21 protein-coding genes and 1 pseudogene are annotated in these 23,735 nt (G+C 35.5%); 6 read left to right on the forward strand and 16 right to left on the reverse strand.

Annotated elements, in window-relative coordinates; genetic code table 11:
• Positions 1 to 11: 11 nt before the first annotated feature.
• The 3 genes from SH09_RS15960 to SH09_RS00780 all read left to right on the forward strand — a co-directional run bounded on the left by SH09_RS15960 (position 12) and on the right by SH09_RS00780 (position 3,368).
• The gene (locus tag SH09_RS15960) at positions 12 to 194 is read left to right on the forward strand and encodes a FeoB-associated Cys-rich membrane protein (protein ID WP_080364233.1); all 183 of its coding nucleotides are present in this window, start codon (positions 12 to 14) and stop codon (positions 192 to 194) included.
• Between the two features lie 635 nt (positions 195 to 829).
• Positions 830 to 2,734 (forward strand): coiled-coil domain-containing protein, encoded by a 1,905-nt coding sequence (locus SH09_RS00775; RefSeq protein ID WP_042737708.1) that lies wholly within the window; start codon positions 830 to 832, stop codon positions 2,732 to 2,734.
• Positions 2,735 to 2,846: 112 nt separating this feature from the next.
• Positions 2,847 to 3,368, forward strand: a complete 522-nt coding sequence (locus SH09_RS00780) for a hypothetical protein (protein ID WP_042737709.1) — start codon at positions 2,847 to 2,849, stop codon at positions 3,366 to 3,368.
• A gap of 122 nt (positions 3,369 to 3,490) precedes the next feature.
• Here SH09_RS00780 and SH09_RS00785 read toward each other — a convergent pair whose 3' ends face one another.
• Genes SH09_RS00785 through SH09_RS00815 form a run of 7 tightly spaced genes read right to left on the reverse strand, consistent with a single transcriptional unit; the run spans position 3,491 to position 10,568 of the window.
• Entirely contained in the window at positions 3,491 to 4,429 is a 939-nt protein-coding gene (locus tag SH09_RS00785) for a sugar phosphate isomerase/epimerase family protein (RefSeq protein WP_042737710.1), read from the reverse strand.
• 18 nt (positions 4,430 to 4,447) lie between these two features.
• Positions 4,448 to 5,455, reverse strand: coding sequence for a Gfo/Idh/MocA family protein (locus SH09_RS00790; protein ID WP_042737711.1), 1,008 nt, complete (start codon positions 5,453 to 5,455; stop codon positions 4,448 to 4,450).
• Positions 5,456 to 5,472: 17 nt separating this feature from the next.
• Positions 5,473 to 6,336 (reverse strand): class II fructose-bisphosphate aldolase, encoded by an 864-nt coding sequence (locus tag SH09_RS00795; RefSeq protein WP_229366792.1) that lies wholly within the window; start codon positions 6,334 to 6,336, stop codon positions 5,473 to 5,475.
• Between the two features lie 12 nt (positions 6,337 to 6,348).
• Entirely contained in the window at positions 6,349 to 7,260 is a 912-nt protein-coding gene (iolE, locus tag SH09_RS00800) for a myo-inosose-2 dehydratase (RefSeq protein ID WP_042737712.1), read from the reverse strand.
• Between the two features lie 39 nt (positions 7,261 to 7,299).
• The gene (gene iolC / locus SH09_RS00805; RefSeq protein WP_042737713.1) at positions 7,300 to 8,271 is read right to left on the reverse strand and encodes a 5-dehydro-2-deoxygluconokinase; all 972 of its coding nucleotides are present in this window, start codon (positions 8,269 to 8,271) and stop codon (positions 7,300 to 7,302) included.
• Between the two features lie 8 nt (positions 8,272 to 8,279).
• Complete coding sequence (gene iolB / locus SH09_RS00810; RefSeq protein WP_042737714.1) at positions 8,280 to 9,098, reverse strand: 5-deoxy-glucuronate isomerase; 819 nt, start codon at positions 9,096 to 9,098, stop codon at positions 8,280 to 8,282.
• A 15-nt stretch (positions 9,099 to 9,113) separates the two neighbouring features.
• Positions 9,114 to 10,568, reverse strand: a complete 1,455-nt coding sequence (locus SH09_RS00815; protein ID WP_042737715.1) for a CoA-acylating methylmalonate-semialdehyde dehydrogenase — start codon at positions 10,566 to 10,568, stop codon at positions 9,114 to 9,116.
• Between the two features lie 181 nt (positions 10,569 to 10,749).
• Between SH09_RS00815 and SH09_RS00820 the strand changes: the two genes are divergently transcribed.
• Complete coding sequence (locus SH09_RS00820; protein WP_042737716.1) at positions 10,750 to 11,508, forward strand: DeoR/GlpR family DNA-binding transcription regulator; 759 nt, start codon at positions 10,750 to 10,752, stop codon at positions 11,506 to 11,508.
• A gap of 433 nt (positions 11,509 to 11,941) precedes the next feature.
• Here the strand turns inward: SH09_RS00820 and SH09_RS00825 are convergent, their stop codons facing one another.
• The 6 genes from SH09_RS00825 to SH09_RS00850 all read right to left on the reverse strand — a co-directional run bounded on the left by SH09_RS00825 (position 11,942) and on the right by SH09_RS00850 (position 20,393).
• On the reverse strand, positions 11,942 to 12,778 hold the full coding sequence (locus SH09_RS00825) for a sugar phosphate isomerase/epimerase family protein (RefSeq protein WP_042737717.1): 837 nt from the start codon (positions 12,776 to 12,778) through the stop codon (positions 11,942 to 11,944).
• A 25-nt stretch (positions 12,779 to 12,803) separates the two neighbouring features.
• The gene (locus tag SH09_RS00830; protein ID WP_042737718.1) at positions 12,804 to 13,661 is read right to left on the reverse strand and encodes a sugar phosphate isomerase/epimerase family protein; all 858 of its coding nucleotides are present in this window, start codon (positions 13,659 to 13,661) and stop codon (positions 12,804 to 12,806) included.
• Positions 13,662 to 13,680: 19 nt separating this feature from the next.
• Positions 13,681 to 15,597: a 3D-(3,5/4)-trihydroxycyclohexane-1,2-dione acylhydrolase (decyclizing) gene (iolD, locus tag SH09_RS00835; RefSeq protein WP_042737719.1), complete on the reverse strand. Its 1,917-nt coding sequence runs from the start codon at positions 15,595 to 15,597 to the stop codon at positions 13,681 to 13,683.
• 108 nt (positions 15,598 to 15,705) lie between these two features.
• Complete coding sequence (locus SH09_RS00840; protein WP_042737720.1) at positions 15,706 to 17,133, reverse strand: sugar porter family MFS transporter; 1,428 nt, start codon at positions 17,131 to 17,133, stop codon at positions 15,706 to 15,708.
• 211 nt (positions 17,134 to 17,344) lie between these two features.
• A complete protein-coding gene (locus SH09_RS00845; protein WP_042737721.1) occupies positions 17,345 to 18,739 on the reverse strand; it encodes an amino acid permease in 1,395 nt (464 codons plus the stop codon).
• A 157-nt stretch (positions 18,740 to 18,896) separates the two neighbouring features.
• Positions 18,897 to 20,393 (reverse strand): CoA transferase, encoded by a 1,497-nt coding sequence (locus SH09_RS00850; RefSeq protein ID WP_042737722.1) that lies wholly within the window; start codon positions 20,391 to 20,393, stop codon positions 18,897 to 18,899.
• A gap of 241 nt (positions 20,394 to 20,634) precedes the next feature.
• Here SH09_RS00850 and SH09_RS00855 point away from each other — a divergent pair, with 241 nt between their 5' ends.
• On the forward strand, positions 20,635 to 21,222 hold the full coding sequence (locus tag SH09_RS00855; RefSeq protein ID WP_042737723.1) for a TetR/AcrR family transcriptional regulator: 588 nt from the start codon (positions 20,635 to 20,637) through the stop codon (positions 21,220 to 21,222).
• Between the two features lie 344 nt (positions 21,223 to 21,566).
• On the opposite strand, the gene SH09_RS00860 is transcribed toward SH09_RS00855, so the two are convergent.
• On the reverse strand, positions 21,567 to 21,950 hold the full coding sequence (locus SH09_RS00860; RefSeq protein WP_042737724.1) for a (4Fe-4S)-binding protein: 384 nt from the start codon (positions 21,948 to 21,950) through the stop codon (positions 21,567 to 21,569).
• Between the two features lie 147 nt (positions 21,951 to 22,097).
• Between SH09_RS00860 and SH09_RS00865 the strand changes: the two genes are divergently transcribed.
• A complete protein-coding gene (locus SH09_RS00865) occupies positions 22,098 to 22,655 on the forward strand; it encodes an NADPH-dependent FMN reductase (protein ID WP_042737725.1) in 558 nt (185 codons plus the stop codon).
• A 189-nt stretch (positions 22,656 to 22,844) separates the two neighbouring features.
• Here SH09_RS00865 and SH09_RS16955 read toward each other — a convergent pair.
• Positions 22,845 to 22,916: pseudogene (locus tag SH09_RS16955) on the reverse strand (IS200/IS605 family transposase); the annotation flags it as partial.
• 164 nt (positions 22,917 to 23,080) lie between these two features.
• A complete protein-coding gene (locus SH09_RS00870; RefSeq protein ID WP_042737726.1) occupies positions 23,081 to 23,698 on the reverse strand; it encodes a flavodoxin family protein in 618 nt (205 codons plus the stop codon).
• Between the last annotated feature and the right edge of the window lie 37 nt (positions 23,699 to 23,735).

Consider the following 23,735-nt stretch of genomic DNA (forward strand, 5'->3'; position numbering starts at 1 on the left):
GAAGTGAACACATGACTATCATTTTTAACATCATATTATTTGCAGCCATATTTGGATATGCTGCTTATACTTTAACAAAATTCATAAAAAAATCTAAAGCAGGAAAATGTTCTTCATGTGGGTCTAGCAAGCATTGTAATACACCTAAGCCACCAAGCCACATTTTCTCATCTAATGACCATAATTCTAATTAAATCGACAAAATTTCATCTTATAATTTAAAACATGACTAAACCTTCAAAGTATGATTGATTAACCATAACTTTGAAGGTTTTTTTATAACTATTCTTGCGTCGTCAGTTAAGAGATGGGATCAATTACATTTCACAATGATTTCTCTATCACATTATATTTATACTTACACGTACTGCATACGAAACACCCTGCTTGAACTAAACTAATATAATGATACGGACCCCTTACATATTCATCTATTTATTATATAACCTCATCCATAATATACAGAAATTGAATAAACAATACGTCACATACATCATTTAGCCTTGTTATGTAATCTAGTCATACTTACTTACGATAAAGTCATTTTCAAAAGTAATAAAAGTTATTAATCTTAGAGGCATTAATAAAAACAATAATATATAAAATTTAAATAAATATTTATATTATATAACCAACTTATGTGTTATCATAAAAATCTGATAATTAATATTTGTTTTTATATAATTAATTTTTTTACATAGCGAAATACGCCTTAATTATCAATTGACTTCTAGAATATACACTACACTCAAATTAAATCATATTCTGTTACTACAGATACTAATTCATAACCGTTTAAACATTAAACGAATGGAAGGATGACCAATACATGACTAACAATGTTTTAGACATTAGCTATTTAGAAATGGATTATGCAGAAGTGGGCGACACAAAGATTTATATTGTACCTGTCGTAGCACCTAATTTAATCTTAGGAAAATCTAAAGGTGAAGCCGTTGATAATTTGAAACAAATCTTATGCTCTACAAAACTTGTCCAATCATTTGATGTAACCATTAATCCTAAAGACGACAACGAGCCTTTCAAAATTTTTGCCGATCATGAGTACTGCGTTACAGATTTCGCTTCACTACAAAATATTAAAGAAGAAAAGTATGACGACTGTAATTTTGGTTTAAGACTCTATATACCATCAGAGAATGCATACCAATTAAAGGTGATTAACAACGATATTTTAAATGCATCAAATATGCCTGATTTTGGCACGGCAAATATGAGTAAAGACTTAAATTTCGAAACACTTGTACCGTTAAGAGATGCAATCATCGAGCAAATTCAACAGAAGAACCATAACAACCATGCAGTAAATGATGAAGAGGCACAAGCAACTACAATACCTCATAATGTCGAACATTCTGACATTAAACTATTAAAAAACAATTTATATAATACATTAAACAGTTTAATAGATAAAATTTATTTAGATGACGAAAAACTACAATTTAATAGTATTATCAAAGATAAAGATTATGATGAGAAGGTTTTACCTACATATCAAAAATTAGAGCAATTAACTGAAGATGACTTTAACCAAGCTAAAAGTGATAAATTAAACACTTTGCAAAAAAAGCGTGAAGATATCATCAATAGTATTTATAACCAACTTGTTGCCGATTTATGGAGTAAAAATATCGAAGCTGATACGCTGAAAAACTACAAATCTGCTGATTCCACTTACCACAATGACTATATAGCAATTGAGCAGAAATTAGCAGATGCATTAAGTACTATACCGACAACAGTATCGGAACACGCACAACAACTAGAAGAACAATTCGAACAAGATAAACTATCACGTGCCGACAAAGCACGTAGAGACATGGAAGATAAGATTGAACGTGAAGAGCGCCCATTATTAAATAACAAAATACAAGAACTTGAAACGACACTTACTACTAAAGCAAATCAATCTTATAATAATCAAATTAAAGTACTCCATGCCGAAGTACAAAATAATTACGAATTACAAATTTCAAAAATTGTCGACGATGTTATACATCGACACCAACAAACAATAGATGACAAAAAAGCAGAGCTACAACAGCTAATGGACCATGATGTAGCAAGCCTAATTCAAAAGCGTAGCGATGATGTAGATCATTTGCGCCAAGAAATAAGCAAATTAGAACAAGATATCATTCATAACGAAACAACATTTAATGAACGTCTAGAACTAGCCGTTGAAAAAAGAATGAATGATTATGAACTGAAAGATGCGCAAATGACTGATGAAATCAACTTTCTACGTGTTGAAATTGAAAAGATTAAACGCGAAAACTCAGATAAGAACGAAGCCATTCGCGCAAAAGAAATGGAACTTAAAAATAACCGCGCGCAATTGGACCGATTAAATCAACAACTCGAACAAAGTAATCAAACGAGTTTGAGCATCTCAGCTCAAGCCTTAGAGATTAAACAACAAGCACTTAGCTTTGCCCAAAAGGAAAACAGCCAGCCCGTCCTTAGCAGAGTTGTTTCAACACAGAATGGTGACTTAAATCATTTACTAGGTGATGATGCTGAGTTGGCTAAACGCTACGAGCGAAGTAAGAAACCTTCATTCTTCACTTGGTTAGGTGGTCTATTCTTATGCGCTGTCCTAGGAACTGGAACATTATTTGGCAGTCACGTAGCAAACGCTAAAGACACAGCACACCAAGAACAACCAAAAGTAGAACAATCAGCAAAAAAAGAAATAGATAAGAAAAAATAATGCATCGTAGAATACACTACTATAGTGCTATAGAGACACTATTAGGTGTTATAAGATAACTACCTTAATTTGATTCAAATAATCCTTATACAAACAATGTGGGAGTGAGCACATGAACCAAAATAAACTAGACGAACTCAATCGACTTGCACGAGGTACAGTTAAAGAGAAAAAGATTGCATTAACTTATGGTTATCAACCCATTATCGACAAATTAAAAAAGGACAGAAATACAGACGTTGCTCACTTTGCCGGCGCAATAGATGCAAATGTAGACTTAAAATTACATCAAAATAATTTACACTACGACAAAGAAAAAGCATCTTTCCAAAAAGTATTAAAGCAAGCGATGCAATATATGTATGCAACATTAATCGCCATTGCTATCGCAGTTATATCAATCATTATAGCTGTGATCACTTTCTTTATAGATTCTACTGCGACAATCGTACCTTATATCATTATTTCAATTATAGCTGCTATTGGTTCGATTGTTCTATTCGTATTATCAAAGCAAACCGAAGCAACATACTATAGATGTAAGCAGTCGTTATCTAAAGCAAAGTATTTACTCAGTGTCGCACAAGCTAATTCTCAATCCTTGCAAGCTCAAATTAACAATGAACACATGTAATATAGGAATTAGTTACTATATCAACATCAAGCAGTACGTAAAAAGACGAAGACATCAACTATGTCTTCGTCTTTTTAATATAAAATTCCTTTTTGTAATCTAGCATCTCTCATTACAAAACCTTAAACTAATACTTGCTTTAGGGCAGCTATAGAAGCATCCACACCCGCTTCCGGTGACATCGTCAAGTCTTCCATTTCTAAAGATACGAAGCCTTCGTAACCAACCATACGCACCACTGAGAAGAATGTCTTCCACCATTGCAAATCTTGCCCATAACCGACAGCAACATAATTCCATGCACGATGTTTAACATCATCAATCTCTCTTGTTTCAAGTAGCGTTGTCACATCAGCAACACCATCTTCAATACGCACATCTTTGCCATGTACATGGTGAATTGCCCCTTCTAATCGACGTGCACATTGTATTGGGTCAGCCCCCACCCATAATAGATGACTCGGATCCAAATTCATGCCTATGATTGGATCAACTGCATTTCTTAAATGGAGCAATGTTTCTGGATTATAGACCAGTTGAGCACTAAAGTTCTCAAGTGCAATCTTCTCTATACCATGTGATTTCGCTACTTCTACCAATTTTTTCCAGTAGGGTATCGCTACATCATTCCATTGATAATCAAGTGCATCCTTTAACTCTGGTGGCCAACTTACGGTCGTCGTTATCCAATTCGGCATCGTATCTTTTGGAGAAGCAGCAGGTAAACCACTCATCATAACAATTTTCTTAACCCCTAACTTTTCAGCCAGTTTAAAGGTATCCGTTGTTACTTTACGATGTTCCTTCCCCAGTTCACCTGGCGCTAATGGATTACCTGAACAGTTCAGTGCAACAACATCAACTTGATAACGTTCCAACAACTGTTTGAACTCAGTGAAACTTTGCTCATCATTCAACAATTGCTGTAAATTAACATGTGGCGCTGGTGACCAACCACCTGTAGCAAGTTCAATGTGGTACACATCCTGCTTTGTGATATATGTTAATACTTCTTCTAATGATAAATGCGCTAAACTATCTGTTACGTATGATAATTTCACCGATCATCACTCCGCTTCTTATTGGTATAAGCTTGGCTTTTCATCAAATTTAATCTCTACTTTATAACCATTGTCTCTAGATTCAGAACATGCGTTAGTCGTGACAGAAGCCATATAACCGTCCCAAGCAGATGGCCCAGTAATTTCATCATGCTTAATTCCGTCTACCCATAATTGTAACTCTTTATCATACGCTGAGATAAAACGCTCTTTCCAATCACTAGGTACACGCGTATAATCTTTTTGCTCTGTTTTAACATTGAAATAAGTTGGATTTGTTAAGCCGATTTCACCTTTTTCGCAAACCACTTTACAATTAATATCATAACCAAATTGACAATTCACAAATACTTCTAAATCAATACAGACACCTGATTCAGTCTGTAATAAGATTAACTGTGGATCGTGTAACTTAGGATGTGTATATTGCGTTTGCTTTTTAGGCAGAATAACTTGCGCCGATACAAAATCTTCTTGTAATAACCATCTTAAAGCATCCACTTCATGTACTGCCGTATTTTCAACAGCCATTGGTGTATCGTATTTCGAATCGACCGTTTCATTTCTGTGCGTACAATGTAATAACAATGGTTCACCTAATACGCCAGTGTCTAATTCACGTTTCATTTCTTCATAACCTCTATCATAACGACGCATAAATCCAACCTGCACTAAGCGCTTTTGCTTCGCTGTTTCTGCATTCACAATGTTTGTACAGCCTGAAGCTTCTAAGGCTAATGGCTTTTCACAGAATACATACTTGTCATGTTTAATTGCTTCTAATACATAACCTTCATGTGTTGGATCCCAAGATGTAACAACAATACCATCTATTTCATCTGCAGCAATAAGTGCCTCAGCATCTTCGTAAAATGTCGCTCCAATTTCCTTTGCATAAGCCGTAGCTACTTCAACATTAATATCACTAATTGCCGAAACCTTTGCGCCATTGACTCTATTGTTGATTCTATCTACGTGATCTCTCCCCATTGCACCAATACCGATTACACCAATTCTTAATTCCATACCTTATTCAGCTCCGATCATCTGTTTTTTATAAATGCTGTATTTTTATTTTCCGAACCACATGTTTGAATTATCTTTTCAGCTATCGTAATAATAGCTTGTATACTAGGCTTCAATATTTCTTGTGGGTTGAATAGCTCTGTTGATTCATTGAGTGTCTTGCGCAATTGGTTTGACCAAGAGATATTAATTTCAGTATTAAAATTAATCTTAGCATGGCCCAATTGAATCGCACGTTGTAAATCTGCATTCGGAATACCTGATGCACCATGCAAGACGAGTGGTACATCTACTTTAGACCCAATTGCCTCCATCTCTGCAAATCCTAAGTTAGGTTCACCCTTGTACTTGCCATGTACAGAGCCCAATGCAGGTGCTAATGTATCTAAATGCGTTTGTTGTACTAATGCCACGCATTCATCAATATCTGCGTATTTAACTTGTCCTACCAAACCATCTTCTACGCCACCTACAGCACCTACTTCACCTTCCACAATGACACCATGGGCATGCGCATATTCGACAACTTCCTTCGTTTGCCTAATATTCTCTTCAATCGGTAACTTTGAACCATCAAACATAACAGAATCATAGCCTGCATCAACTGCTTGCTTACAGCCCTCTACCGTTAAACCATGATCTAAATGAATCGATACAGGGACCGTTATACCCATCGCTGTAATTTTATTTTTTATCGTCTGTAGGATAAATTTGTAGCCACCAAGATAGGCAATATTCTTATCCGTCGTGCCGATAATAATTGGAGATTGCATATTTTCTGCAGCTTGCAAGACACCTTCAATCCAAATTAAGCCGTTGATATTCATTTGTGGAATTGCAAATCCTTGTGACTTCGCATAACGAATCATATGTTTTTCCAAAGAATTCCCCCTTTACGAAATATATTTTTTCTCTTGCTTACGTTGTATTTGATTCAAATAATTTTTCGCATTTTTTGCATAAATAAAGGGGTTGGCTTTAGCAGGATCTTGTTCTGCTTCTACAACAATCCATCCTTTATAATCAGCAGCTTCTATTGCTTGTAGTATGGGTTCAAAGTCAATATAACCATCGCCCGGCACTGTAAATATGCCTTGCTTGATACTGTCAAGAAAGCTACTGTCTTGTATCTGTGCTCTTTGTTGCACATCCGGACGAATATCCTTGAAATGGATATGGTGAATTCTTGATTTATATTGTTCGAACACAGCTAATGGCAGTTCACCTGATAATGCTAAATGACCAGTATCAAATAATAATGAGACTGTTTCGGGATCTGTGTTATCCATTAAACGTTGAATTTCAGCAGTTGTTTGAACCCCTGTCCCCATATGATGGTGATATACAATTCTCATATCTTTCTCGCGCGCCAACCTACCAAGATGCTCTAACCCTTGCGTGAGCTTTAACCATTCTTCATCTGTAAAGTGCGGTTTTTCCGTGAAAACTGACATATCTTCTCGTTGTTGAATGCTCTTACCTTGTTCACAAACAACAATGACCTTTGCACCTAATTCATATAAGAAATCTCTGTGGTTGATAAACGCACTTTCTGTTTCTTCATATGGCTTTGTCGTTAAAAATAAACTCAACCACGCACTCGCAACACTCAAGTTTCTAGGCTTTAAATAATCCAGCAATTGACTGGCTACTTTAGGATACTTGTTACCAATTTCTGTCCCTTCATATCCAGCTAATGCCATTTCACTAATACATTGTTCAAAGGTATTTTCCTTACCTAACTCAGGCAAGTCATCATTCGTCCATGCAATTGGTGCACATCCAAAACGTATATTTTCAGTCATAACATCATCCGCCTTTTAAGAAATCGCTTACATTTGATACTAAATTGTTTGATTCTCTTGCGCTTCGATAAAGCTTTCTAACTTTTCACTTGTCGGCATTGCTTCCGATGAACTATGGCTGCTTACGACAATAGCGGCAGAAGCTGCACCGTATTTTAATGCTTCATCAATAGCTTTACCTTTAACCAATGCATATAAGAAAGCTGCAGCATATGAATCACCGGCACCAAATGTTTTAATGACCTGTGCCTTAAATGCTTTACCTTCATAATACGCACCATCTTTGGTATAAGCTTTAGAACCTTGGACACCGTGTTTAATAATGACAAGTTCTGGCTGGTAACTAAACAAAATTTGACTAATTGATTCATCTGTCTCATTAACGTAACGGTGAATCATATCGTATTCATCTCGGGTACCAATAACAATGTCAGCTTGTTGTGCAACCAATTCATAATAAATTGAAGTTTCTTCTAAACTCTTCCACGTGTAAGGACGATAATCTATTTCAAAGACAACCTTTACATTATTCGCTTTAGCAATAGACAACGCTTTTAATACCGCTTCTCTAGAAGGAGATTGAGCCAACGCTGTACCTGAAATCAGCAAATATTTACTTTCTTTAATATACGCTGCATCAACATGCTCAGGTGCTAAGTATAAATCGGCTACTTCTTCTCGATACATCAGAATATTAGATTCAGTAGGACTTTTTATTTCTGTAAAGGTAAGACCTGTCTTGTGACCATGTTCATCAACATGGATTTGGGATGTATCTACACCTAATTGATTTAAATAATCTGTGATATAACGGCCATGTTGATCATCTGAAACATTAGCAATTAATCCTACATTCAAACCTAATTTAGATGCTCCAATACTGATATTTACCGGAGAACCACCGACATATTTGCGAAATGTTTCTGTCTCTTCCATCGGTCTATTGATCTCTACTGCGTTTAAATCAATTGCTGCTCTACCAATCGCTACGATATCTTTCTGATTTGCCATTCCTATCCCTACTTTCTATCTATAATCCATTCATGATCTTTTTGATTATGGAACTTCCATACCTTTTGAGGACCTGCCATTACATTTAAATAATAACCATTGTAACCGTCTGGAACTGCAACTGGGTGATATCCCTTAGGGACGATGACTACATCACTATGTTCAACAGCCATTGTTTCGTCTAAAGATTTATCGTCTGTATAAACACGTTGAAAGACAAACCCCTGTGGTGGATCCATTTCATGGTAATAGATTTCTTCAAGAAATGACTCATGTGGCAGATTATCTACATCATGCTTATGTGGTGGATAACTAGACCAGTTTCCTTGATCTGTATACACTTCTACGACTAATAATTTTTCACTAGCAGTATGTGAATCAGGCAATATATTATGCACATGTCGCTTATTAGAATATTTACCTCTATCTTCGACAGAATTTTCTGCTGCCGGAATAAGTTGTGTTGCACGTTCCTGTTCACAAGGTGAATAACAAATGACAACACGTGCATCTCTCTGTGCTGTAATCACGATTTCATGTGCTTTAGATATATAAATACTATCTGTAGGGACCTTTTCAAATACTGAATCTCTCGTACCTAAACCTTCATATTTATCGTTGCCATCTGAAACATCAATTTGCCCCGTCAAGGCAACAACACAAGCTTCATAGTCATTTGTCGACTCACTAAATGTTGCTGCAGCTTTAAGGTCAATCACTTTAATACCGGTATATTCTAAATCTACATCTGATGGTTTAAAGTCTTGTATTATTTCAACACCCTCTGCCAATGGATGATGTACGGGTTTCTTTAATAATTCAGCCATATCTTTATACACTCCTTAATATTGAGGTTCGCCGTGACGAGCTGTTACTACTTTACGATGTGTAAAGAAATCAATACTATCTTTACCATTCGCATGTAATGAGCCAAAGAACGATGATTTCCAACCAGAGAATGGGAATACTGCCATTGGAGCTGGCACACCAAGGTTAATACCTAACATGCCGGCATCGATGAATTCTCTAAAGTATCTTATAGATGAAGCACTATCTGTAAATAAGCAAGCGCCATTAGCAAATTCTGATTTATTAGCTAGTGCAATACCTTCTTTAAGATCTGTTACTTTTACTAACGATAATACAGGTGCAAATATTTCATCTTGCCATAACTTCATATCTGTTGTGACATCTTCAAAAATAGTTGGCTTAACAAAGTAACCTTCATCTTTATTATCTTCACGACCATCTAATACAAGCGTCGCACCTTCTTCGACACCTTGATCTACATAGTTTAATGTGCGTTCTTTATTCTCTTCTCTGATAACTGGACCTAGGAATACGTTATCTTCTAAACCATTACCGATGACAATATCCTTAGCTGCTTGTACTAATTTTTCTTTAAATTCATCATACACACCCTCTTGAACCGCAACCACCGCTGCTGCCATACAACGCTCACCAGCCGAGCCAAAGGCTGCACCGATAACGTCTTTCACAGCTGAATCAATGTTGGCATCATTTAAGATAATCGTATGATTTTTAGCACCTGTTAAACACTGAGCTCGTTTTAAATTTTCTGTTGCCTTTTTATATACATATTCACCAACTGGTTTAGAACCTACAAATGAAACCGCTTTTATTTTTTCGTTTTCACAAATACCATTTACAATATCATGGGCACCATGCACAACATTGAATACACCTTTAGGGAACCCAGCTTGCTCAACCAATTCAGCCAATTTATTTACCAGTAACGGTGTTTTCTCTGAAGGTTTAATAATAAATGTGTTACCTAGCGCAATTGCCATTGGGAACATCCAACAAGGTACCATCATCGGGAAGTTGAAAGGTGTGATACCGCCTACAACTCCAACAGGGTATCGATAACTTGTACCTTCAATATTTGTAGCAATACTTGATAAGGAATCTCCCATCATTAGTGATGGTGCGCCTGCAGCAAATTCTACATTTTCAATACCGCGTTGTACCTCACCTAAAGCTTCCCCAACACTTTTACCATTTTCTTTCGTAATAATTTCTGCTAACTCTTGTTTATTTTCTTGTAAAATTTGTTGTAAGTTGAATAATAAGCGTGCTCTTTTTGGAACTGCAACCTGACTCCACTCTTCAAATGCACTTTGAGCAATTTCTGCCACTTCGTCTAATTCTGCTCTAGTTGATAATGGTACTTCTGCGATAACTTCCTTTGTTGCCGGGTTATAAACTTCAATTGTTTCCTGTGATTTTGAATTCACCCATTCACCATTAATATAATTTTTTAAGATTTCTGCCATTTCTTGTTCCTCCTCCTTGGAAAACGCTTCCATTTTTTAGTATAATTTTGGTTAAATATTGATTACTTATTGGTTATTTTATAAAAAGGAGTGATTATTGTCAAGTTTTTGTCATTTTTTTATTAAGTGTTGAGTAATACAGAAATGTTGTGTATTATATAAATTATTGGGGGTAACAAATATGAAAACGAAAAGGATACACGCGATTGAATCCTATATTAACGAAAATCAAGCTGCGTCTATTGATGAATTAAGTGATTACTTCAACGTTTCAATTAATACAATACGTCGCGATATCACAGTATTAGCCGATATGAATAAAGTTAAAAAGGTTTACGGTGGTGTAAAGGCGGTTGATAGTTCTATTACACAAGCTGTCGACTACTCGAAGCGAAATATTGAACACTATGAAGAGAAAATTCACATTGCCAAAAAGGCAGCCAAACGTATAAAGGCACATGATGTCGTATATCTTGATACTGGAACTACAACAGTCCATATTTTAGATTACGTCGATACAGAACTACCTTTTACTATTATCTCAAATAGTTTAGACATTATTAATAAAGCTTCCGTCTTTAAAAATGTGTCACTATTTATTATCGGTGAACAATTTAAATTCCGTACACGTTCATTTATCGGTATCGAATCAAATAATCTTATTGAAAAATTCAACATCGACAAAGCATTTATGGCCGCGACAGGTGTCGATATAAAAAACGGCCTCTCAAATGCCGAATTAGAAGAAAATATTATTAAAAAATTAATCGTCTCTCGTTCAAAGTATGTTTATGCACTGGCGGATCACACAAAAATGGGCCGTTCTACACTTCTTACATTTATGGAATGCGCAGAACTCGACACATTAATTACCGACAAGACACCGTCTCAAGAATTTGTAGATTTTCTTAAATCTGCAAATGTCACAATTGAAACATAACCATTTATACAAAAGTTCATCAATATTAACATTAGAGGTAACACCTGTTCATTCAGGTGTTACCTCTTTTGGTTCACCGACCGATCAACAGTTGCAACTATGACTAAATTCAACGTCATACGTATCAATACATGATCATAACGCTACAAATAATTTACTTAGACTTAACTATGTATTACTTACCATGTTGCAATTTTGCTTAACTGGACTTAACTTAACTCGTGCATGCCATAATAACAATCTCGCTTATATAGGCCACTTAAGAACGCTATCAGTCTGTAATCCATCTTCAGCTTTAGTAATTTAGCTTAATAATGCGCACATTATGACACAAAAAGGCTGAGACGATCGTTGGTCTGAACTCTTTAACATAAAAATTGTAAAGATAACAAACCACATACAGTCTCAACCTGATTACAGTTTAAATTTTAAATTAAATTGGATAGAACGGTTGCACACTTTCCTTAACCGTTTCCTTAGATTTCACAATGACATCTTCAGCTGGCAATCGATAATATTCCGGACGAAAGAGCTCAATCGAAATAAACTCACCTTGAAATCCAATCTCACGAAGTGTATTAAATATACCTTTAATATCAATGACACCATGACCTGGGAAACATCTATCTTCATCCGTTAATATACCAATCGGGTAGTCATCTACATCATTAATATGTAACAAAAATATATTTTCTGCCTTAGCCTTGCGCAAATCTGCTAAATTAGATCCCATTGCATGAAAATGAAAGAAATCTAATACCAATCCTACATTCGGTTTCGCCACGTCCTCGACGATATCATACGCTTGTTGGAATGTGTTAACCGTTGCATATGGTGCCCCTAAAAACTCTAACGCAATCTTAATATGATATGCTTCGGCTAACGTTGCAAATTCTGTCATAACCTTAACACAGCTATCATGAATCGCCTTATTGAGTATTTTAGTTTCCGTAACCAATGGCACGAGAACGATATATTTCGCCCCTAGATAATGCGCAATCTCTAGCCATTCTTTAAATTCATCTAATACAACTCTATAATCCGCATCATTCCTATTATTAAAGAACTGCAATGCATTGAGACTTAACGGCTTAATATGATGTGTATCGAAAAATGCTTTCATATCTTCAAGCGTATGTGTTTTTAAATACTCCGGCATCTTATCCATTTGTATTTCAATAAAGTCATAACCATGTTTATCACATAATTCTAATTCCTGTTGCAATGTTGCATTTTCCTTTGTAGTCGCCACATTATACCCTAATTTCATAGCACACCTCATCCATTATCTAGACTTAAAATAACTCCTTCTTCAATCGCTCCAACATAAATTGTGCAGATTCATCCGCTCTATCAACCCATGCAAATACAGAATTTGTAGCAATACCATCAAATTTCATTTCTTTTAACTTTCTAAATATCGTTTCAAAGTCCACTTCACCTTCACCAATATTCAAATGTTGGTGCACAGTTACTTCCGCTCCTGGTGGATTCACAATATAACGTAAGCCATTCGCAGCTGTGTGGTTAAATGTATCAGAGAACAATACATGTTGTAACTTGTCGCCCGCATCATCGAACATTGTTTCAATATCGCCTATACCATCATCATGGAAGAATGTATGCGCAGTCGAGAACACTAAGTTAATCCACTCTCTATCCAAACCACGAATCATGCGCAATGCTTCATCATTACGTTCTATAAAATCATAGGGATGCGCTTGTAAATTTAATTTCATACCTTCCTTTTCAAAAATCGGCAATAATTCATCCATTGATTTGATAAACTTCTCTTCACATCTTTGTTGTTCATATTTACTACCATTAAATTCTGTATTCATCACATCCACGTTCAAATCACTCGCAATTTCAATCGCACGTTTCCAATTACGCACTGCACCTTGTCGTTGCTCTTCATCAGGCCCTGACCACGCCATTACCGGTAATATCGAAGACAATTGGACCCCCGCATCACTACACCATTTTTTTACATTTTTAATCATTGCTTTATCCACTTTTGGATACTTATAAAAAGGAATAAAGTCTTCTCTTGGAGACAATTCAATATAATCATAACCAAGCCTAGCTGCCTTATCGATAACTTCCTTCATTGATAAATCTGTATACATTGCTGGATCTAATGCTAATTTCATATTATTACACGCCCCTTGTTTAATATTGTTTACCTTGTGCTAGCTTTCCCGCTTTTAAATCAAAAGCAGCTTGTGTTTTTTCAGAATTAGAAACCTCCGGAACACCAACATGCCACCAACTCTCATAACCGTCCGTCATTGTTTTTGGCAAAACTTTAATCTCAATTAACGTACTAATGTCTTGTTGTTCAACATCTTTAATAGCAGCTTCTAACTCCTCTAATGAATACACTTTATAAACCTTAGCTCCATAACCTTCAGCTACTTTGGCATAATCAATATTCAGAATTTCATTATCTGCTGTTCGGAATTCAGTGTGATAACTATTCACTCCGTTTTCCATTTGTAAATTATTGATACAACCGTATCCCGAGTTATCAAATAACAATAGATTAATCTTCTTGTTATATTGTAGTGATGTTATAAATTCAGAATGTAACATTAAGAAACTACCGTCACCTACGAACGAATATACTTCATGCTCTGGTTCTGCTAATCTGACACCAAGTGCACCAGATATTTCGTATCCCATACAAGAATAACCATATTCAACATGGTAAGTGTTCGGTACAGAAGCATTCCATAATCTCTGTAAGTCCCCCGGAAGAGACCCCGCAGATGTGATAACATTACTGTCAGGTGATACCACTTCGTTTAACTTCAAGACAACTGAACTTTGTGTTAACTCTGTACCTAACGCATCTGCATACTCATTTAAGATATTTTGATCAAATTGTTCCTTAATCTCCGGATCAAAATGCTCACGATTAAATTGAATTTGACTCAAACGCGAACGTTCATTCAGCCACTCAGTCTTAACCTCATTTATCGATTCACCATAACCCGTTTGATAGTCATCTCCAAGGCGTTTCAAGAGGTGTTGCAATGTAACCTTAGCATCAGCAACAACTTGTACTGCATCTAATTTATAAGCTTGCATGCGATTAACATTTATATTTAAAAACTTAGTCTTATCAAAATCAAACGCAGTCTTAGAAGAAGTCGCAAAATCTGTATAACGTGTACCAATACCAATGACTAAGTCAGCCGCATATGCTACTTTGTTTGCAGCCAATGTACCTGTAATTCCCATGCCACCTAAATTATGCTTAAACGTTGCTTCTACTGTTGATTTACCTGCTTGTGTTTCAACTAATGGAATATTATATTTATCTGAAATTTCAATTAATTCATCGCGTGTACCTGAATATTTCGCGCCACCACCAACAAGTATGATTGGCTTTTCACTATTTTTAATTGTTTCAATCATTAAATCTATTTCTCTTGCTACCGGTTCTGGACGATCAATATAATGTACACGTTTCTCAAAGAAAGACTCATCAAAGTCAAAGGCTTCACCTTGCACATCTTGTGAAATACATACCGTTGCTGGTCCTGCCTGAGCTGGGTTCGTCAATACCTCAAATGCTCTTATTAAGCTAGACATTAATTGTTCTGGACGAGTAGCTCTATCCCAATAACGAGATACAGCTTTAAGTGCGTCGTTAGTAGTTGTTGTTAAATTCGATTCATGTTCAACTTGTTGTAACACTGGATCAGGTTGTCTCGTTGCAAAGGTATCACTTGGTAACAGCAATACAGGAATATTATTTGCGAGTGCTGTTCCTGCTGCAGCTGTTAAATTGGCAGATCCTGGTCCAACTGAAGTGGTTACTGCATAGATTTGGCGACGTAAACGTTGTTTCGCAAATGCAATCGCTGCATGCGCCATACCTTGTTCATTTTTACCTTGTATAATGTTTAAGTCACCTGGACTTTCCTCCAAAGCTTGACCAATACCCACGACATTACCATGCCCAAATATATCGAGTACCCCTTCTACAAATGGTGATTCTTCACCATCAACACTGATATACTGCTGTTTTAAAAACTTCACTACCGCTTGACCTGTTGTTAATCTTATTTTCTTTGCCATAAAACCACCCTCTCTTAACCTATTCAAAGATACCAAAACTTAATCAACTTATGACCATCATATATTTGTTACCGCTTTCAGTCAATCATAATTACTTTAATTTATAAATTATTTCGCTTCCTTAACCACGTTCTTTCCAATTACTTCGTCCTTTTTTACCGTTGCTTTAAAGTATTCTTCAATTTCTTCTAGTGATTTATCCTTCGTTTCCGGCAAGAATTTTTTAACGAATATAACTGCTACTAAATTCAAGACTACGAATATCGTAAACGTGGATGCTAAACCTAAATGTCCCAGTAAGATAGGGAACAACAAACTTACTAAGAAATTCGTCATCCAACAAAAGAACACACTCGCTCCCATTCCTAATCCTCTAACCTTTAATGGGAATATTTCAGATAACATTAGCCAAGTGACTGGTGATACACACCCTTGTTGAAACGCTAAAAATGTTACCGTTAATAACAATATAATAAATGGTAATACGACTGTTCCCTTTAAAAATAATGGAACAATACTTAACAATATCAATGTTGCTACAATACCTAATTGACCCGTAATTAACATCGTTCGTCTACCAATCTTTCCTAATAGCCAAATACCAACAAACGTTGCTATAACCGATATCACACCATTCGCAATATTTCCAACTAGAGCTGCCTTCGTACCAAAGCCTGCATTACGCAGTATTTCAGTACCGTAATACATAATAGAGTTAACACCCGTGATTTGTTGTACAACACCTAAACCTATACCAATTAACAAAATCTTACGAATCCATGGTTTAGTAAATTCATTTTTCGACTTCTCTTTAATTAATTTCTCTTTATCTATCACTGTTTTAATTTCTTTTATTTCTTCTGCTGCCGTCTGTTCATCTCTTAGTGTTCTTAAAATCGTATAAGCAGGCCAATATTTACTCTTACTCGCGTGCCATCTCGGACTTTCAGGTACACGCAACATACCAAACCACAAGATAACTGCTGGTAATGTAGCAACTAATAACATCACTCTCCAAATACCTGGATTATCTACTAAATTTCCTAAAACACCATTGATAACATAAGCCATCAACTGACCAGAAACAATCATCAATTCATTTTGTGTGACCATTCGTCCCCGATCCTCTTTAGAAGACATTTCAGAAAGGAAAGTCGGTACGATTACTGAAGCGCCACCGACAGCTAAACCTAATATCAATCTAAAAATAACCATCGAGAATACATTAGGTGATAACCCACAACCTAACGTTGCAAAAAAGAAAATAATTGCTAATACCATAATCATTTTCTTTCTTCCTAAAGTATCGGATAACCTTCCACCTGTAATTGCACCAAATGCAGCTCCAAATACAAGCGAACTCGATACCAAACCTTCAGTAGCAGGTGATAAATCTAACTGATTCGATAAAGACATATACGGTAAAGCACCATTAATAACCCCTGTATCAAACCCAAATAGCAATCCACCAAACGTCGCAATCAATGTAATCCTTTTCATTTTGCGTCGTTTTATGTCACATTCTGATTTTTTCATGAAAACACCCCTTGTTTTTGGTGATAAAATCCAAAATTACACTAAAACATAACCAATATTTAATAATTATAGTAATACTGATAGCGCTTTCAGTCAATTATTTTTATAATCTTTACACTTTATATGTATGCTTTCCACAATAAAAAATACGCCTAACTCGTGATATTTCACTTAGTTAGACGCAGCGAACTTTCATATTCACTTCATGCCCTTAATGATTTAAAATAGCATGCTTTCTCGAATATACAAAATAAACTACAAAACCTATAATCAGCCAAACCAAAAATCTTAGCCATGTTATTGGATCTAAATTCAAAATTAAAAACAAGCAAAATATAATTGCAAAAATGGGGATAATTGGTACCGCCGGACATTTAAATTTCCGAGGAATATGTGGAGCAGTTTTTCTTAACACAATAATTGAAATAGCTACTAATATAAATGCCGATAATGTACCAATATTTACCATTTCTGATAAAGCATCAATCGATACAAAACCACCTAACAATGCAGAAACCATACCAAATAACCAAGTAGCAATGAATGGCGTATCTGTCTTTCCATTTACTTTAGAAAAGAATTTCGGCATTAAACCATCTTTCGACATTGCATATGTCACACGCGTTTGACCATATAGCATAACCAGCATAACTGTAGTCATACCTAAGATAGCACCAATATCAATGATTCCAGATATCCAATTCTGACCAGAATATTTCAATACTGCAGAAACTGGGTGATCTTCATATTGACCAAATAATTTAAATGGAACTACACCAGTCATTATGAGCGATACAATGACATATAACACCGTGCAAATTAATAATGAAAGAATAATGCCACGTGGCATTGTCTTCGCTGGGTTAATCGTTTCTTCTGTACTAGATGATACTGCATCAAAACCAATAAATGCGAAAAACACTGTTGCTGCTGCAGCAAACACCCCTGAAAACCCAAACGGCATTATGGGAGATAAATTCGCTGGTTTGACGTAAAAAATCGCTACGCAAATGAAGAGCATGACAACAACAATTTTAATTAATACCATAATGTTATTTACACGTTTAGTTTCTTTTATACCCATCGCTATTAAAAAGGTAATGATTAACACAATCAAAAATGCCGGCAAATTGAATACCCCTGTAACTTTATCACTTGTTATCACTCCAGGAGCTGCAGTAAGTTGTGATGGTATCGTAATACCAAATCCTTCAATAAAAGACCTAAAGTAACCCGACCATCCTACGGATACTGTACTTACACCAAGCATATATTCTAGCGCAAGATCCCATCCAATAATAAATGCAAAAATTTCACCAATCGTTGTATAAGTATATGTGTATGCAGACCCCGCTATAGGGACCATGGAAGCAAATTCAGCATAGCATAGTGCGGCAAACAAACAAGCTAGTGCTGCTATAATAAATGCAAACATCAAACCCGGTCCCGCCTTTAAGGCTCCTGTACCTGTTAATACAAAAATACCCGTTCCAATAATGGCACCTATACCTAACATTGTTAAATCAAATGAATTTAAACATTTACTTAACTGTGTATCATTATCTCTAATAACCAAATTAATATCTTTCTTACTCATTAACCCCATACAACCACCCCATTCTGAATTTATTTTGAATCAAACCAATAGTACACCCATAACAAAATATTAAAAAATATAGGTCATGAAAACTAACTTATTACGTTAGTTTTCATGACCTATATACTTAATTCATATTATTTAAATCACTTTGGTTAACTTTGATTCAAGCTTTCCACCGAGGTTTATCAGAGCCTCGAACCATCAAGACGGTGTCATATTCCCCTGGTGTTTCTGACATATAAACTTGGTCTGTCACGCCTTTATACGTTCCTAAAGGGGTCTCCGCTTCAAATTGATCTGGTGCGACGATTTGATGTTCTTCGTTACTATTCGACATGGTTTTTGCGTAGTCTTTATCAAAGATACCTAACGACATTAAATAAGCTGATACTTTACTTAAAGATACACGCACACTATAGCTACCACCTTCTTTAGCTCGACGTTCTAAAGCTTTAATAACTCCTAACTCTAACAACCACGAGATTACATAATCATTAACCACAACGATAGGTGGTAATTTCGGTTTATCAACTGAACCTTCAAGTGTCATGACTCCCGTCACACTGCCGGCAGTTTGATCAAAGCCGTTACGGTTCTTCCAAGGTCCCGTATGCCCGTGTAAATTAACCGACGCATGAATGATACCGGGTCTTTTTTGGGCTAAGTCATTTGGCGTCAGACCATATTTTTCCATAAAGCCATATCTTTTATTTATAAAGAATATATCTGCACCTTGAAGTAATGCATCAAATCGACTTCTATGCTCTTGATTATGATCTATATCCAAATATGTTGAACGCATACCAACATTAGAAGTGAGATACATTGTTTCAACTTCTAATTCTGACGGTCGCCACACATTTAATACATCTGCACCATGCAAGGCTAATCCTCTTCCTAATCCAGCACCTGCGATGACGTGTCCCATTCCAAGCGCCCTCACACCACTTAAAGGTTGTTCGGGTTCCTCTGAAAATGCTTCCGGCTTAGAATCAGCTATTTTTTTAATTTCGATTAATTCCGTCTCCGCAATATGTTGAAATTGTTCCTCTTCTACAAATTCTTCTAGCGAACGTACCATTGGCATAACGACACCTTTTTCAGCACCTGCAATTTCTAAATCCTGACCATTCCAACCCTTAATAGCTTCCGCAACAGCCTCTTTCGTTGAACGACAATTTAATAGTTCCAACACATGTGCCTTAGCATTTGGATAAGGATTTAGTGGCATTACCCAGCGCTTATCTTTAGTTTGGTAAAAATCAAATCGAAATGGTGTATGAGGATCCTCTTGACCCTTTGCAGGAAAACCATTCAAAGTTTCCCATTTTCTTTCATAGAAAGGTGACAGACGTTTCACTGCCTTACGAATATCTATGTGAATATCTTGACCTTTGCCACCTCTGACTTGCCATAAATGTGCTAATGCCACCGATTTAGCTGCTAACCCTAATCCAGCTAACGATGCTAACCTTAACGTACTAGGCATAACTGGGTCCTTACCATAAAACGTAACCTTGCCACCACTATCAGCAGTTGAATAACCAACTGAATTTAAAATATCTTCCAACGCAGCATGCATATCAAATTGATCACTTTGCAATCGATTTTTATTTTGTTGCAAAAGATGCGCCTTTAACTCATTAGCATTATTAATCATCGTTTATTCATTCCTCCTAATACTTACACTTGCTTCGTTTATTTTTTAACATTTAAAATACTTAACCATCTCTAATACTCGTTACAAATATAGCAACTCATTTTAAATAATTTACAAATACAAACGTTTAAATTACTGTATAAATACATTATAAAAACGATATGCTAAACAAAACAATCATGCATAAAGTAAAAAAGCAACACATATATAACATGTGTTGCAATAAAGGGTGAGAAAACATATGACACCAAAAAATAAAAAATCACAAATTAAAATTCAAAACGCGTTTATCGAACTACTCGAATACCTACCATTAGCAAAAATCACTGTCCGCGCACTATGCAATCATGCAGAAATTAATCGCTCCACCTTTTATAGGCATTTCCGTTCTATATCACAACTCACGACAGCCACCATTGAGCGTCATTTCGGACTACTATTTGGAGAAACTTACAAATTTTACCTAAAACATCAAAGCATAGAAGAATCACAATTTTATATTGCTAATAATATTTTTAGCCACATCAGACATGATTACGATTTCTACCATATCATGTTTAAACGCTACCCCAATTTTTATATAACTTTAAAAGATTTCATTACTGTACGTTATATGCAACTTTTTGAAGATACAGGTGTCGCCAATCATATGGTACTTGATCAAAATGTCGTCGCTGAATATATTGCATCTGCTTACACAGGCATGATACAAGGGTGGATCAATCGCCAACTACAAGAATCGCCCAATACAATGGCAGATAGGTTAATTACTCTTAATTCCAATGGTCCTATCAGATTGCTAACTGAAGCAGAAAAAAGAATAAAATGAAGGATATATGTAATAGACATGTCATTCGTAGTATATGTTGAGGCACGTTATTATCCTTAAATGTAATTCACCTTGTTAATTCAATAGTGTTTATTACATTATATGAAATACGCATATTTTTAATGTAAAATCACTATTCATTATGAAGTATCTTGGCGAGACTCCTGTGGGAACAGGACAAGCTGAAGACTACAGTCTGAAGCTGTCCCCTAGGAAAGCGAGCCAACAATACGAAATATGAATAATAAAGAAGCACTCAGATAAATTGAATCATCTGAGTGCTATTTTTCTGAAATTTGTGTCCAGACTCATTTTTGAATCATGTATCTATTATCCACCTACAATTAATCATCAAGCGTGTAAAATGGATATTCATCCTCTCCACTTTGACCTTTGAAAATAGCTCTATTCAAACTGTACGCTTCATTTTTATACTTAAAAGTAAAGTTTCCTTTAATATAAATTTCGTTATTTTCGCCCACACTTATTACATTTTGGTTGTGGCACTCATTAGAGTGCCCGTCTTTTCTATCATATTCTAAAGCACCACTAGGGCACATTTCTACAACGCGAACTATTGAATCTACGTCAGCATTACTTGTATTTATCCATGGTCTCTTCTTCGTATCGAACACTTTTGGTAAGTTTTTTACACATTCTGCAGCATGAATACATCTCTTTGCATCAAATGACACATCAATCTTTTTACCATTATAAGTTTTACGCATATAAATCCCCTCCACTCTTTATATTTAACTCAATATAACATTTTTATTAACATTTAAAAAACACAAACATATGGCTATAAATTTATTTGATTTATATTTATCTTCAACGTATCATGTAATTAATTTAAAAAAGAAGGAGTCAATTAAATGAAAAAAATCGGATTTATATGTGGTAGCTTACGTACGGGATCATATAATAAAGTCTTGTTAAATGAAATGATTCGTTTAGCACCTAAAGATTGGGATACATCTGTTATTAGCTTCAAAGACTTACCTTTATATAACTATGATGAAGAAGGGGAAAGTGAAGCTGACAGCGTTACTTTATTTAGAGAGTCGATACACAATGTAGACGGTATAATTATTGTTAGTCCTGAATATAATTCTGGGATACCTGGGCCTTTAAAAAATGCTATTGATTGGGCATCTAGAACAAAACACAAAGATGATAAATCACCGTTAATTAATAAACCTTTTGCAGTTGCAGGAGGATCACCTGGTAACATTGGTACAGCATTAGGACAAATGCAAATTCGCCAAAGTTTACTTGCAATGAATGCACAAGTTATGGCTGGTCCTAAATTAATTGTCGGTAGAGTACATGAAAAAATTAATGAAGACACACATAACTTGGATGATGAACGGACACAAAAACATATCAACTCATTTTTAAGTAGTTTTAATAATTGGGTAGAAAAGTTTTAGAATATCTTTATCAAAAAAACGTTATAGATAACTCACTAGTTTAAAAATCGTTCCAGAAATCAAAACCACCCGTATAACAGGTGGTTTGCTTTGCGACTGAAACCCTTATTACTGACTAGTCCTGATAAGGTCACCGAGAAGATTAACCAATTGCACTACTTTCCTAGAACACCTTAAAAGTGTTGTTTATTTTAGTGCAAAGACTATATGGTACTTACAATTCCATTTTGTATGTGCTAAGCTTTTTGTGTCTGATGACATATATTGCATCTCTTTGTGTATATATTTTGGTTGGCTGACCAAAGATAGTTTTAGCACTAGAGATGCCATTTTTAATATAACGGTAAAACCATACTGTACCATACGCATAGTGTATGCTTTTTTCTGCAGTCATGGTAATAAACAGGAGATAGCCCATTTGTTAGTTAATCATTTAATCGATTCCCTTTACTTGGTAATGGCGTTCTTTTCAATATAGAAGCCATATACATTGTATTATAGGCTAACCATTTGATATGTTTTTTCGTAAAGTCATTTTCATGCTTGATATCCATATATGAAGGTCCAGGTCCTGCCTCTCCAACCCAATAAGCATCTACATTAGGCGGAATTGTAAATCCAATATGTGAAAGTCCATAAAGTATAGAAGCTGATGCATGCTTAGCTCCGTCTTCATTACCAGTTACAATGACACCTCCAACTTTATTATAGAAAATGGATTGCCCTTCATTATTTTCCAATTTACTAGATCCATAAAGCCTTTCAATAATTAACGTTGCTACGCTACTCTTTTCTCCTAGCCACAGTGGTGTACCAATAATAACAATATCCGAATCTATTATCTTATTTAATAGTTTTGGCCATTCGTCTCCATCCCCCATATCATCACTAATACCATAAGCAATTTTATAATCGTTCACTCTAACCATTTCAACATCTATTCCTTCAGTTTGATAGATTGACATTGCTTCTCTTGCTAAAGCCTCAGTATGCGATAATTCATCTCCATTTTTTAGTGTTGCGTTTAAAATAACTGCTTTCATAAAGACACCCCATTCTTGTTTTTAATACACTTACCAT

It is taken from the genome of Staphylococcus gallinarum, assembly GCF_000875895.1.
Classification (GTDB): domain Bacteria; phylum Bacillota; class Bacilli; order Staphylococcales; family Staphylococcaceae; genus Staphylococcus; species Staphylococcus gallinarum.